We start from the raw sequence: 12610 nt of genomic DNA, 5'->3' as shown, positions 1-12610 counted from the left end.
GGGAGGAACCGCCAGCCATGACCGCCAGTCTGGAGCAGCTGCGCCGCTGCCACTTCGCCGTCGACCTGGGGGCGGCCCGTACCCGCGTCTACGTCAAGGGCGCGGGGCTCGTCGTCGACCAGCCGTCCGCCGCCGCCGTCAACACCCGCACCGGCGCGCTGATCGCGGTCGGCGAGTTCGCGGAGAAGATGACGGGCCGCACCCCCCACTACATCCGGGTCGTGCGCCCGGTGTCGGGCGGGACGGTCGTCGACATCGAGATGGCGCAGCGCATGCTGCGGCACCTGCTCGGCGACAAGATCCGCCGCCAGCTGCGCCGCAAGCCCCGGCTGCGGGCCGCCGCCTGCACCCCGCACGACGCCGATCCGCTCGCCCAGCGCGCCGCGATCGAGACGCTGGTCGGGCTGGGGGCGCGGCGGGTGGAGCTGGTCGACACGCTGATCGCCGCCGCGGTCGGCTGCGGGCTGCCGGTGGAGCGTCCCGAGGCCACCATGATCATGGTGTGCGGGGCGGCGGCCACCCAGGTGGCGGTGCTCTCCCTCGGCTCCATCGTCACCGCCGAACGCATCCCGGTCGGCGGCGAGGCCGTGGACCACGCGATCGTGCAGCATCTGCGCCACGAACACGAGCTGATGCTGCCGAGCCAGTCCGTACGTCCGCTGCAGCTGGCCCTGTCCGGCAACGGGCTCACCCCGCACGGCCCGGCGTCCACCGAGATCCACGGCCGGGACGTGGCCACCGGACTCGCCCGCAGCGTCCGCGTGGACACCGCCGCCGTACGCGACGCCATCCAGACACCGCTGACCGCCGTGCTCGACGGCATCGGCAAGGTGCTGCGGGACTGCCCGCCCGACCTGGTCGCCGACCTCGCCGACCGCGGGATCATGATGGTCGGCGGCTCCGCCCTGCTCCCCGGCTTCGACCAGATGCTGCGTCAGGCCACGGGGATGCCGGTGCACATCGCCGACCGCCCCGACATCTGCGCCGCGCAGGGTTTGGGCGCCATGCTGGAGGGCCGCATCGAACCACTGCACCTGGACCCACTGGCCCCCTGACCCCCGCGGGGCCACTAGACACGTCACCCGGACCCCGCCCGCTGCGCGCCGCGGCCCGGATGCCCGAGCTGGAGACACTGCGCGCCGTCGTCCGGATCCCGCCGGATCCCACGACGGCGGCCGCTGCGCACCCTGGCGCCGGCCGAGGTAGCCGTCGGCCGAGACCTGCGTCGGTCGAGGCCGGTGCTAGCCGAGGTAGGCGCGGATGGTGGTGCCGTCCTGCGCGGTGTGCAGGCGTACCAGGTCGCTGACCAGGTTCACCAGCAGCAGGCCGCGGCCGCCGCGCTGGTCGCGCGGGACGGGCCGGCGGCCGGCCAGCGGGTCGGCGAGCCGCCCGGCGTCCCGCACCTCGCACACCACGTGGCTGCCCTCGGCCCACACCCGCAGGGTGCCGCTCCCGCCGCCGTGCACCACACTGTTCGTGGTCAACTCGGCCGCGACGAGGGCGAGATCGTCCAGCCGTACACCCTCGAGTCCGAACCGCGCTCCCTCGCCGACCGCGTGGTGCCGGGCCGCCGAGAGGGAGGCCCGGTCGAAGGCGAACGCCGTGACGTCCGGGGCGGGGGGCAGCGGCTCGTTGTAGCGGGCGACGACCTCGGCGGGGGCGTACGCGTGGCTGAGGCGTTCGTCGACGGCGCCGGTCGGGATCACCGTGGGGTGGGTGGCGTAGGCGTCGGCGACCATCCGCTCCGGCAGCCGGACGACGTCGTACGGGCACAGGATCGTCGCCTCGCGGCCCTGGAACGCGGCGTTGATCAGCGCCTCGTGCTGCACGCAGGCCGGGTACTCGGTGGCGCTGCGCCCGGCCCAGATCGGCTCGCCGATGATCCGCACCCGGCGTCCGGCCGGCTGGGCGTCGGCGAAGGCGCGCAGCACCCCGGGGATGATCCGGCCCGGGTTGCGTCCGGCCTCGCGCATGTCCAGCAGCCGCACCCGGCGGGCGTCGTCGCCCAGCTCGGCGCGGATCAGCTCCAGGTTGTCGCCGGGGACGGCGACGGCGACGGGCTCGCCGGCGTCGAGCCCGGCGCGCACGAAGGGGACGGTGCCGGTGAGGTACTCCTGCGGGTCGCGGTAGAAGAGCGCAGGGTGGACGAACGGATCGGCCGGGGCTGGCGCCTCGCTCGTACTCATGACATCGACACCTCGATCGCCGCCATCCCGGGCCAGAACAGTTCCAGCACCCTGCTCACCACGGCCGGCGGACAGTGCAGCACGATACGGCGCCCGTCGGGCAGCCGCCGGGCCGCGTCCGCGAGCGCACCGACCCCGGCGACATCGGCGAACGTCACCGCGGACAGCTCCAGGTAGTACACATCATCGTCCTCGCACAGCACATCTCGCAGGGCACGCTCCCACTCCCCACGCGTCCCCAGGCTGATCTCGCCCGCGGCCCGCAGCCCGGACCGCCCGGAGAGCGGGGCCAGCATCAGTGCCGGCATCGCGTCGACGGGCGCGGTCGGCACCCCGTCCAGGTCACCCATGACCGCCACCTCCTCGACGATCTCTGTCTACCCGCCCGGCACCCGGCCATGCCGCCCGGCGCCGACCGTGCGGGAGCACGTGTGTAGGAGACAGTACGCCGGGCAGGCGCAGCGTGACAGCGAGGAGCCCGGAACCTCGCGGGCGCGCGGGAGACCGCGGCCGGCACACCGAACCGAAAGGCACAGGGGGCACACGACGCCGTGAGGACCGTCGCAGACCACCGGGGCGCAGACCGTACGCCGCTGACCGGACAGCTGGACGCGCTGGTCGTCGAGGCCCGCGTGGTCCACGGGCGGGCCGAGCTGCGGCCTCACGGGGAGCTGGTCCACGGCTGCGCCCGGACCCTGGCGGACACGCTCGCCGGGCTGCCGGACGGGGTGCGGGAGATCGAGCTGGACATGTCCGGGGTGCACTTCATGGACACGGCCGGGCTGGGCTTCCTGGACCTGCTGGACGACCATCGCCACCGGCACGGGGTACCGGTGCGGACCGCGCACTGGCAGGGCCAGCCGCGCCGCATCCTGGAGCTGGCCGGCCTGGACACCGAGGAACCGCTGCGCGGCGCCGCCCACGGCGGTGCGGGACCGGCCGCCCCGCCGCCGCGCACCACTTCGGCGGTGGCGCTGGAGCGGGCGGAGCGGCTGCGGACGCTGCAGGAGGAGATCGCCCAGCTGCGGCAGGCGATCGCCTCCCGGCCGGTGATCGACCTGGCGCGCGGCATGCTGATGGCCGCGCACGGCTGCACCTCGCAGGAGGCGTGGACGATTCTGCGGGAGACCTCCCAGCTGGCCAACACCAAGCTGCGCGCGGTGGCGACGATGCTCACCGCCGGGGCCGGCGCCGGCGGCGCTCCCCCGCCGGCACAGATCCGCTCGGCGCTGCGCACGGCACTGTCCCACCACCACTCCCGGCACGACCGGTCCTGACACCGGTGTGGTCCGGTGATCTCCCGGGGTACTCGGGCGGCGACCGACGGACCCGGGAGGAAGCCATGACCACCGAACCCACCCCGTCGCAGGCCGAGGGCGAGCGGCAGACCGCCGACGACACGTCCGACCCGACCGACGAGCCGACGAGCCCGCAGACGACACCGTCCCAGGCCGAGGGCGAACGCGACGACGACACCGAGGTGACGGCGACCGCCGACACAGCGCAGTGATCCCGGACCGGCCGCCGTCCCGGACCCACCACCGGCGGCGGCCGCCGCCCGCGCGCCGCCGACGGTTCCGCGCACCGGGCACGCCTTCACTGCGCGCCACCGGCGTGGTGGGGCCGACGAGCCCCGGACAGACCACCCACGCGCGGACGCTCCATCTCGTAGCGGCATTGCGGCAGGGCGTCATGGCGTCATCGCGTCTCTGTCCGCGAAACGCGGGCGGAGCTCTTGGACAGGCGCGCGGTGCGGCTGTTTCGCTGGGCCCGTCGATCACCGGCACGACGGACCCTGGGAGGCCCCGCGATGACCGCCACCACCACCACCAGCTCGCCCACTCCGGCGCGGCGCCCGCTGCTGAAGGCCGGCCTCACCGCGCCCGCCGCCGTTCTCGCCGCCTCCGCCACCGCCTCCGCCGCCTCCCCCGCCGGGCCGGCGTCCCCGGAGCGGCTGCGCGACGCCGAGGGCCGGCTGCGCGACCTGGAGGAGCGCTACGGCGCCCGGCTCGGCGTGTACGCCCGCAACGCGCGCACCGGGCAGTTCGTGTCCCACCGGGCCGACGAGCCGTTCGCGATGTGCTCGACGTTCAAGACGCTGGCCGCCGCCGCGGTGCTGCGCGACCACGGCCACTGCGCCCCGCTCGACCGGGTGGTCGCCTACCCGGCCGCCGACCTGCTGCCGAACTCGCCGGTGACCGAGAAGCACGTCGCCACCGGGATGCGAGTGGACGAACTGTGCGCGGCGGCGATCCGGTACAGCGACAACGCCGCCGGCAATCTGCTGCTGCGTCAGATCGGCGGCCCCGCCGGGCTGACCCGGTTCCTGCGCTCGCTCGGCGACCGGGTGACCCGGCTCGACCGCTGGGAGCCCCAGCTGAACACCGCCGTCCCCGGCGACCCGCGCGACACCACCACACCGAGGGCCCTCGCCCGCTCCTACGCGACCCTGACGCTGGGCGACGCCCTGTCCCACGCGGGCCGCGATCAGCTGGTGACCTGGCTGAAGGGCAACACCACCAGCGGCGAACGCTTCCGCGCGGGGCTGCCGGCCGGCTGGACCGTCGCCGACAAGACCGGCACCGGTGACTACGCCAGCGCGCACGACGTCGGCGTGGCGTGGACGACGAGGGGCACGCCGCTCGTTCTGACCGTGCTGACGTCGAAGGCCGCGCCCGACGCCCCGGTCGACAACCACCTGATCGAGGAGGCGGCGCGCCTTCTGGCCCGCAGCCTGGCGCCGGGTGAGTGAGGAAGGCGCCCCCGAGCGGGTGAACGGCGGTCGCCGCCTCGGCGTGGCGACCGCCGCCGCTGAGGGACCGCAGGTCAGATCGATTCTGCGCCCGTATTGCGCGGTGGGGCGGGTGGGACTCGAACCCACGGCCGACGGATTATGAGTCCGCTGCTCTAACCGGCTGAGCTACCGCCCCATAGCGGCGTGTCGCGTACATGTGTACGCGCCGTGTGCCGCAGCATAGCCGCTCATACGATCTCCTGCTTCGCAGGGGCGATCTCGCACGCCCGCCACGACCACGTCACGTCCATGAGGACCGCGACGCCGTGCGCGCGGTTCCCGCGCACATGAAAAAGGACCCCATCGGGGTCCTCGTTCAGCATGCTCCCCCGACTGGACTCGAACCAGTAACCTGCCGGTTAACAGCCGGCTGCTCTGCCAATTGAGCTACGGAGGACCGAGCTCCCCCGACTGGACTCGAACCAGTAACCTGCCGGTTAACAGCCGGCTGCTCTGCCAATTGAGCTACGGAGGAATGCCTCGTTCGCATCGAACGGACCTCCTGGGGTATTCGCCAGGGGGCGCTCGCTCGCTGCGACACATACATTAGCGCAAGCAGGGGGGTGCTCCGCCAATCGGTACCCCCGGGCGCCGACGCCGCACCGCAGGACCGACACGAGGAAGGGTGGCCGCCATGCGCTACCGGCTCACGTTCGTCGCCGGACTCGCCCTGGGTTATGTACTGGGCACGAAGGCCGGGCGCGAACGCTACGAGCAGCTGAAGAAGTCCGCTCGCCAGGTCACGCAGAACCCGGCCGTGCGCAACACCGCAGAGACGGCCGCCATGCAGGGCCGCCAGTTCGCGGGCAAGGCCTATCACGCCGTCAGCGACAAGGTCGGCGACCACGTCCACGTCCCGGACTCCGTCGCCCACCGCGTCAAGACCCTCCGGGCCCGCAGCGCCCACAACGGAGGCGGAAGCGACGACTGGGGCACCAGCAACACGTAACGGCGGAGTTCGGGCAAGGGGTGGCTGCACCCACCCAGGGGCGCGGGACTCTGCCGATGTGCGGCGCCGCCGCGTGGGCGCGAGCAACCACCTCCCACCCGCAGCCGCCGAACAAGACCGGCACCCCCACCGATAGGGCGCCCCCCGCCCGAGCCGGCGCAGCGCTACGGCACAATCGGTGGCCATGGGGATAGTCGCCGGCTTGGACAGCTCACCGGACTTCACGCGCATCGTGGTCTGCGACACGGACACCGGTGCCGTACTACGCCAGGGATATGCCCCGCATCCCCTGGAGGGACGCCCGAGCGACGTGGACCCGCAGGCCTGGCTGCTGTCCCTCGGTGAGGCGGCCGGCGGCGGCCTGCTGGAGGGCGTGCAGGCCATCGGCGTGTCGGCGCAGCAGAACGCGCTGATCCCGCTGGACGCGCAGGGCGCCACCGTGCGCCCGGCGCTGGCCGGCGGCGACAAGCGGGCGCAGGTCGCGGCGGCCGACCTCATCGACGCGCTCGGCGGACGCGAGGCGTGGGCGCAGGCCGTGGGGTGCGTGCCGCAGGCCGCGCAGCCGGTGACCAAGCTGCGCTGGCTGGCCCGCAGCGAGCCCGACAACGCGCGCCGCGCGTCGGTGCTGATGCAGGCCCACGACTGGCTGGTGTGGCAGCTGCTGGGCCGGCCGGTCCGCCGGACCACCGACCGCGGCGGCGCCTCCGGCACCGGGTACTGGTCGGCGGCCACCGGTGCCTACCGTCCGGACCTGGTCGAGCTGGCGCTCGGCCACCAGGCGATGCTGCCGGAGGTCATCGGCCCCGCCGAGGCGGCCGGTACGACACCGGAGGGGCTGCTGATCTCGGCCGGGACCGGCGAGACCATGGCCGCCGCGTTCGGGCTCGGGATCGGGCTCGGGGACGCGGTCGTCTCGCTCGGCGCCTCCGGGTCCGTGATGGCCGTCCACCCCGAGGCGCTCGTCGACAGCACCGGGATGATCACCTCGCTGGCCGACGCGACCGGGATGCACCTGCCCGTCGTCACCACCCTCAACGCCGTACGGGCCCTGCGCGGCACCGCCGAACTCCTCGGGCTGCCGGACCTGGAGAGCCTGTCGGAGCTGGCGATGAAGTCGACGCCGGGCGCGCACGGGCTGGTGCTGCTGCCGTATCTGGAGGGCGAGCGGACGCCTCATCTGCCGCACACCGCGGGCACGCTCGCCGGGCTGCGGCGGGAGTCGATGAAGCCGGAACATCTCGCGCGGGCCGCGTTCGAGGGGATGCTGTGCGGGCTCGCGGACGCACTGGACGTGCTGCGCGGCCGCGGCGTGGAGGTGCGGCGGATCTTCCTGCTGGGCGCGGCGGCCGAGCTGCCGGCCGTACAGGCGGCGGCACCGGCGCTGTTCGGCGCGCAGGTCGTCGTACCGCAGCCCGCGGACTACGCGGCGATCGGCGCGGCGCGGCAGGCCGCGTGGGCGCTCGGGGTGTCGCAGGGCACCCTCGATCGACGCGATCCCCCCGCCTGGCACGGCGCGGCGGCGCAGGTGCTGGAGCCGGGTGAGGAGCTGGCGGTGGGCCAGGCGGTGCGCCAGCAGTACGTGTCGGTGCGCGAGCAGACCCATCCGGGGGCGATGCGGCCGTAGGGGGTGTCCCCTCGTCCGGGGCACGCCGGTTCGGGTTAATCGGTTGAGGTAACGCGGGTGGAGTGTTCGACGATAGGGGCCACGGGCAACCGAACCGCCCCCGTCGCCGACTCCGAGAGAACCCAGCGTGCTCATACGACTCCTGCGGACCTATCTCAGGCCCTACAAGAAACCGATCGCCCTGCTGGTGGGGCTGCAGTTCCTGCAGACCTGCGCCACCTTGTACCTGCCCACCCTGAACGCGGACATCATCGACAACGGTGTCGTCAACGGCGACACCGGCTACATCCTCGGCCACGGCGCCCTGATGATCGGCATCTCGCTGGCACAGGTCGTGTGCAACATCGGCGCCGTGTACTTCGGCGCGCGCACCGCCTCCGCGCTCGGCCGGGACGTGCGCGGTGCCGTCTTCGACCGGGTGCAGTCCTTCTCGGCACGTGAGGTCGGTCACTTCGGCGCGCCCTCGCTCATCACCCGTACGACGAACGACGTGCAGCAGGTCCAGATGCTGGCCCTGATGACGTTCACCCTGATGGTGTCGGCGCCCATCATGTGCGTGGGCGGCATCGTCCTGGCGCTCGGTCTGGACGTGCCGCTGTCCGGGGTGCTGGTCGCGGTGGTCCCGGTGCTGGCGATCTGCGTCACGCTGATCGTGCGCCGGCTGCGGCCGCTGTTCCGCGCCATGCAGGTGCGGCTGGACACGGTGAACCGGGTGCTGCGCGAGCAGATCACCGGCAACCGTGTCATCCGCGCCTTCGTGCGCGACGACTACGAGCAGGAGCGCTTCCGCAAGGCCAACAACGATCTCACCGAGATGGCGCTGGGCACCGGCAACCTGCTCGCGCTGATGTTCCCGATCGTGATGACGGTGGTGAACCTGTCGTCGATCGCCGTGGTGTGGTTCGGCGCGCACCGCATCGACAGCGGCGGGATGCAGATCGGCGACCTGACGGCGTTCCTCGCCTATCTGATGCAGATCGTCATGTCCGTGATGATGGCCACCTTCATGTTCATGATGGTGCCGCGCGCGGAGGTGTGCGCCGAGCGCGTGCAGGAGGTCCTGGAGACCGAGTCGAGCGTCGTGCCGCCGCTCGCGCCGGTCAGCGAGCTGCGCCGGCACGGCCATCTGGAGATCCGCGCCGCCGGCTTCCGCTACCCGGGTGCCGAGGAGCCGGTTCTGAAGGCGATCGACCTGGTCGCCCGGCCCGGTGAGGTGACGGCCGTGATCGGCTCCACCGGCAGCGGCAAGTCGACGCTGCTCGGCCTGGTCCCGCGGCTGTTCGACGCCACCGACGGGGAGGTGCTCGTCGACGGGGTGGACGTGCGCGAGGTCGAGCCGCAGCTGCTGGCCCGCACGGTCGGCATGGTGCCGCAGAAGCCGTACCTGTTCGCCGGGACGGTCGCCTCCAACCTGCGCTACGGCAATCCGGACGCCACCGACGAGGAGCTGTGGCACGCGCTGGAGGTGGCACAGGCCAAGGACTTCGTCACCAAGCTGGAGGGCGGGCTCGAGGCACCGATCGCCCAGGGCGGCACCAATGTCTCCGGCGGTCAGCGCCAGCGCCTGGCGATCGCCCGGACCCTGGTGCAGCGGCCGGAGATCTACCTCTTCGACGACTCCTTCTCCGCGCTCGACTACGCCACCGACGCGGCCCTGCGCGCCGCGCTGGGCCGGGAGACCGCCGAGGCGACCGTGGTGATCGTCGCCCAGCGGGTGTCGACCATCCGCGACGCCGACCGGATCGTCGTCCTCGACGAGGGCCGGGTCGTCGGCAGCGGCACCCACCACGAACTGATGGCGGACAACGAGACCTACCGGGAGATCGTGCTCTCCCAGCTGACGGAAGCGGAGGCTGCCTGATGGCGGGGCCCATGGGGCGGATGATGGCCGGGGGCGGTCCCGACAGCCGTTCGCTGGACTTCAAGAACTCGGGCAAACGGCTGGTCTCCCAGTTCCGGCCGGAGCGGGTCACCATCTACGCGCTGCTGGCGTGCGTGGTGGTCAGCGTCGGGCTGAACGTGGTCGGCCCGAAGATCCTCGGCAAGGCCACCGACCTGGTGTTCGCCGGGATCATCGGCCGGCGCATGCCGGCCGGGGCGACCAAGGAGCAGGTCCTCGACTCGATGCGGGCGCGGGGGCAGGGCCAAGTCGCCGACATGCTCAGCGGCACCGACTTCACGCCCGGCAAGGGCATCGACTTCGGCGCGGTCGGCGACGTCCTGCTGCTCGCGCTCGGCACCTTCCTCATCGCCGGTCTGCTGATGGCGGTGGCGACGCGCCTGGTCAACCGGGCCGTGAACCGCACCATGTTCCGGCTGCGCGAGGACGTGCAGACGAAGCTGTCGCGGCTTCCGCTGTCGTACTTCGACCAGCGGCAGCGCGGCGAGGTGCTGTCCCGCGCGACCAACGACATCGACAACATCGGGCAGACGCTCCAGCAGTCGATGGGCCAGCTCATCAACTCGCTGCTGACGATCATCGGCGTCCTGGCGATGATGTTCTACGTCTCCTGGATCCTCGCGCTGGTCGCGCTGGTGACCGTGCCGCTGTCGTTCGTGGTCGCCACCCGCGTCGGCAAGCGCTCGCAGCCGCACTTCGTGCAGCAGTGGCGCACCACGGGCAAGCTGAACGCGCACATCGAGGAGATGTACACCGGGCACGCCCTGGTGAAGGTGTTCGGCCGGCAGCAGGAGTCGGCGCAGCAGTTCGCCGAGCAGAACGAGGCGCTGTACGAGGCCGGGTTCAAGGCGCAGTTCAACAGCGGGATCATGCAGCCGCTGATGATGTGCGTGTCGAACCTGAACTACGTGCTGGTCGCCGTGGTCGGTGGTCTGCGGGTCGCGTCGGGCGCGCTGTCGATCGGTGACGTGCAGGCGTTCATCCAGTACTCCCGCCAGTTCTCCATGCCGCTGACGCAGGTCGCGTCGATGGCGAACCTGGTGCAGTCGGGCGTGGCCTCGGCGGAGCGCATCTTCGAGCTGCTGGACGCGGAGGAACAGCAGAGCGACCCGGTGCCGGCCGAGACCCCCGCCGAGCTGCGCGGACGGGTGGAGCTGGAGCACGTGCAGTTCCGCTACGACCCCGACAAGCCGCTCATCGAGGACCTGTCGCTGAAGGTGGAGCCCGGCCAGACGGTCGCCATCGTCGGCCCGACCGGCGCGGGCAAGACCACGCTGGTCAACCTGCTGATGCGGTTCTACGAGGTGACCGGCGGGCGCATCACCCTCGACGGCGTCGACATCGCGCGGATGTCCCGGGACGAACTGCGCGCCGGGATCGGCATGGTGCTGCAGGACACCTGGCTGTTCGGCGGCACCATCGCGGAGAACATCGCCTACGGCGCGGCGCGCGAGGTCACCCGCGGGGAGATCGAGGAGGCGGCGCGGGCGGCGCACGCCGACCGGTTCGTGCGCACCCTGCCCGACGGCTACGACACCGTCATCGACGACGAGGGCACGGGTGTCTCCGCCGGTGAGAAGCAGCTGATCACCATCGCGCGGGCGTTCCTGTCCGACCCGGTGATCCTGGTCCTCGACGAGGCGACCAGCTCCGTCGACACCCGCACCGAGGTGCTGATCCAGAAGGCGATGGCCAAGCTCCAGCACGGCCGGACGTCCTTCGTGATCGCGCACCGGCTCTCCACGATCCGGGACGCGGACACCATCCTCGTGATGGAGAACGGCTCGATCGTCGAGCAGGGCTCGCACGGGGAGCTGCTCGCGGCCGGCGGGGCGTACGCGCGGCTGTACCAGGCGCAGTTCGCGCAGGCGGTCGCCGAGGTCGACTGACCCTCCGGCGGGTCGCCCGGTGCCGGGCGACCCGCCGCTTCAGTCCAGGTAGCCCCTCAGCTGGTCGGCGAAGGCGTGGTCGCGGAGTTTGCCGAGGGTCTTGGACTCGATCTGCCGTATCCGCTCCCGGGTCACGCCGAAGAGGCGGCCGATCTCCTCCAGGGTGCGCGGGCGGCCGTCGATGAGCCCGTAGCGCAGCTGGACGACCTTGCGCTCACGCTCCCCGAGCGTCGACAGCACCGCCTCCAGGTGCTCCCTGAGCAGCAGGAACGCGGCCGACTCCACGGGGGAGGCGGCGTCGCCGTCCTCGATCAGGTCGCCGAGCGCGACGTCCTCCTCCTCGCCCACCGGCGCGTGCAGCGACACCGGCTCCTGCGCGAGGCGCAGCACCTCGCCGACCCGCTCCGGCGGCAGGTCGAGCTGGCCGGCGACCTCCTCGGGGGTGGGCTCGTAGCCGCGTTCCTGGAGCATGCGGCGCTGTACCCGCACGACCCGGTTGATGAGTTCGACGACGTGGACGGGCACGCGGATGGTGCGGGCCTGGTCGGCGAGCGCCCGGGACATGGCCTGGCGGATCCACCAGGTGGCGTAGGTGGAGAACTTGTAGCCGCGGGCGTAGTCGAACTTCTCCACGGCCCGGATCAGACCGAGGTTGCCCTCCTGCACGAGGTCGAGCATGGTCAGCCCGCGGCCGACGTAGCGTTTGGCGACCGACACGACGAGACGCAGGTTGGCCTCGATGAGCCGCCGTTTGGCGAGACGGCCCAGGACGACGAGCCGGTCCAGGTCGTGGGCCAGCCGGCTGTCCAGGTCCGGCGTGTTCGCGAGCTTCTCCTCGGCGAACAGGCCGGCCTCCACCCGCCGGGCGAGGTCGACCTCCTCGGCGGCGGTGAGCAGCGGGATGCGGCCGATCTCCCGCAGGTACTGGCGGAACAGGTCGGCGGAGGGCCCGGTGCTCTCGGCCCGGGCGGGCACCGAGACGGCCTCGGCCCGGGCTTCGGCTTCGGCTTCGGCTTCGGCTTCGGCTTCGGCTTCGGTGAGAGCCTCGGCCGGCGGTTCGCCGGGCTCGGGCATGGCCTCGGGGTGGTGCGCGGCGGGGCTCTGCGGCGGAACGGCGGCCAGGAGACCGGCCTCGGCGTCCGCTTCCGCTTCCGCGCCGTCGGAACTGTCGTTCTGGACGAGGGTCTGGGTCTGCACGGGGGCGACCTCCAGGGGTGATCGCTGCTGAGGTGAGCGGACCGCGCGGGTGTGGGACGCGTGGGGACGGA

11 protein-coding genes and 3 tRNA genes are annotated in these 12610 nt (G+C 72.6%); 8 read left to right on the top strand and 6 right to left on the bottom strand.

What is annotated here, in order from left to right; translation table 11 throughout:
* Positions 1-17 precede the first annotated feature (17 nt).
* Entirely contained in the window at positions 18-1055 is a 1038-nt protein-coding gene (locus ACZ67Q_RS20065; RefSeq protein WP_361632077.1) for a rod shape-determining protein, read from the top strand.
* A 186-nt stretch (positions 1056-1241) separates the two neighbouring features.
* Here ACZ67Q_RS20065 and ACZ67Q_RS20060 read toward each other — a convergent pair whose 3' ends face one another.
* Both ACZ67Q_RS20060 and ACZ67Q_RS20055 read right to left on the bottom strand, forming a co-directional pair.
* A complete protein-coding gene (locus tag ACZ67Q_RS20060) occupies positions 1242-2186 on the bottom strand; it encodes an anti-sigma factor RsbA family regulatory protein (protein ID WP_471183741.1) in 945 nt (314 codons plus the stop codon).
* Entirely contained in the window at positions 2183-2536 is a 354-nt protein-coding gene (locus ACZ67Q_RS20055) for an STAS domain-containing protein (RefSeq protein ID WP_471183739.1), read from the bottom strand. Before ACZ67Q_RS20055 ends, ACZ67Q_RS20060 begins: the two co-directional genes overlap by 4 nt.
* Positions 2537-2737: 201 nt before the next feature.
* Between ACZ67Q_RS20055 and ACZ67Q_RS20050 the strand changes: the two genes are divergently transcribed.
* From ACZ67Q_RS20050 to bla, 3 genes are all read left to right on the top strand, one after another.
* Positions 2738-3463 carry an ANTAR domain-containing protein gene (locus ACZ67Q_RS20050; RefSeq protein WP_471183736.1) on the top strand — a complete coding sequence of 242 codons (726 nt, stop codon included), beginning with the start codon at positions 2738-2740 and terminating at the stop codon, positions 3461-3463.
* A 65-nt stretch (positions 3464-3528) separates the two neighbouring features.
* Complete coding sequence (locus ACZ67Q_RS20045) at positions 3529-3696, top strand: hypothetical protein (RefSeq protein WP_471183734.1); 168 nt, start codon at positions 3529-3531, stop codon at positions 3694-3696.
* Positions 3697-3996: 300 nt separating this feature from the next.
* Positions 3997-4938 carry a class A beta-lactamase gene (gene bla / locus ACZ67Q_RS20040; protein ID WP_471183732.1) on the top strand — a complete coding sequence of 314 codons (942 nt, stop codon included), beginning with the start codon at positions 3997-3999 and terminating at the stop codon, positions 4936-4938.
* 104 nt (positions 4939-5042) lie between these two features.
* Here the strand turns inward: bla and ACZ67Q_RS20035 are convergent.
* The 3 genes from ACZ67Q_RS20035 to ACZ67Q_RS20025 all read right to left on the bottom strand — a co-directional run bounded on the left by ACZ67Q_RS20035 (position 5043) and on the right by ACZ67Q_RS20025 (position 5455).
* Positions 5043-5116: transfer RNA gene (locus ACZ67Q_RS20035), tRNA-Ile, on the bottom strand.
* Between the two features lie 188 nt (positions 5117-5304).
* Positions 5305-5377 (bottom strand) — tRNA-Asn (locus ACZ67Q_RS20030).
* A gap of 5 nt (positions 5378-5382) precedes the next feature.
* A tRNA-Asn gene (locus ACZ67Q_RS20025) sits at positions 5383-5455 on the bottom strand.
* Positions 5456-5614: 159 nt separating this feature from the next.
* Between ACZ67Q_RS20025 and ACZ67Q_RS20020 the strand changes: the two genes are divergently transcribed.
* The 4 genes from ACZ67Q_RS20020 to ACZ67Q_RS20005 all read left to right on the top strand — a co-directional run bounded on the left by ACZ67Q_RS20020 (position 5615) and on the right by ACZ67Q_RS20005 (position 11342).
* Positions 5615-5929, top strand: coding sequence for a YtxH domain-containing protein (locus ACZ67Q_RS20020; protein ID WP_471183729.1), 315 nt, complete (start codon positions 5615-5617; stop codon positions 5927-5929).
* A 184-nt stretch (positions 5930-6113) separates the two neighbouring features.
* Positions 6114-7553 (top strand): FGGY family carbohydrate kinase, encoded by a 1440-nt coding sequence (locus ACZ67Q_RS20015; protein ID WP_471183727.1) that lies wholly within the window; start codon positions 6114-6116, stop codon positions 7551-7553.
* A gap of 127 nt (positions 7554-7680) precedes the next feature.
* Positions 7681-9414, top strand: a complete 1734-nt coding sequence (locus ACZ67Q_RS20010; RefSeq protein WP_471183725.1) for an ABC transporter ATP-binding protein — start codon at positions 7681-7683, stop codon at positions 9412-9414.
* Complete coding sequence (locus ACZ67Q_RS20005) at positions 9414-11342, top strand: ABC transporter ATP-binding protein (protein ID WP_471183722.1); 1929 nt, start codon at positions 9414-9416, stop codon at positions 11340-11342. The genes ACZ67Q_RS20010 and ACZ67Q_RS20005 overlap by 1 nt, the downstream gene beginning before the upstream one ends.
* Positions 11343-11381: 39 nt before the next feature.
* On the opposite strand, the gene ACZ67Q_RS20000 is transcribed toward ACZ67Q_RS20005, so the two are convergent.
* On the bottom strand, positions 11382-12554 hold the full coding sequence (locus tag ACZ67Q_RS20000) for an RNA polymerase sigma factor (protein WP_471184223.1): 1173 nt from the start codon (positions 12552-12554) through the stop codon (positions 11382-11384).
* Positions 12555-12610 lie beyond the last annotated feature (56 nt).

The organism is Streptomyces sp. NPDC036813 (assembly GCF_055609245.1).
Note: the sequence above shows the minus strand (reverse complement) of the source record. Positions and strands in the feature narration are given on the sequence as shown.

Excerpts from the sequence above, each read along its gene's own strand:
- ACZ67Q_RS20005 (WP_471183722.1), top strand. The coding sequence starts at position 9,414 with ATGGCGGGGCCCATGGGGCGGATGATGGCCGGGGGCGGTCCCGACAGC.
- bla (WP_471183732.1), top strand. The coding sequence starts at position 3,997 with ATGACCGCCACCACCACCACCAGCTCGCCCACTCCGGCGCGGCGCCCG.
- ACZ67Q_RS20055 (WP_471183739.1), bottom strand. The coding sequence starts at position 2,536 with ATGGGTGACCTGGACGGGGTGCCGACCGCGCCCGTCGACGCGATGCCG.
- ACZ67Q_RS20065 (WP_361632077.1), top strand. The coding sequence starts at position 18 with ATGACCGCCAGTCTGGAGCAGCTGCGCCGCTGCCACTTCGCCGTCGAC.
- ACZ67Q_RS20060 (WP_471183741.1), bottom strand. The coding sequence starts at position 2,186 with ATGAGTACGAGCGAGGCGCCAGCCCCGGCCGATCCGTTCGTCCACCCT.
- ACZ67Q_RS20020 (WP_471183729.1), top strand. The coding sequence starts at position 5,615 with ATGCGCTACCGGCTCACGTTCGTCGCCGGACTCGCCCTGGGTTATGTA.
- ACZ67Q_RS20045 (WP_471183734.1), top strand. The coding sequence starts at position 3,529 with ATGACCACCGAACCCACCCCGTCGCAGGCCGAGGGCGAGCGGCAGACC.
- ACZ67Q_RS20015 (WP_471183727.1), top strand. The coding sequence starts at position 6,114 with ATGGGGATAGTCGCCGGCTTGGACAGCTCACCGGACTTCACGCGCATC.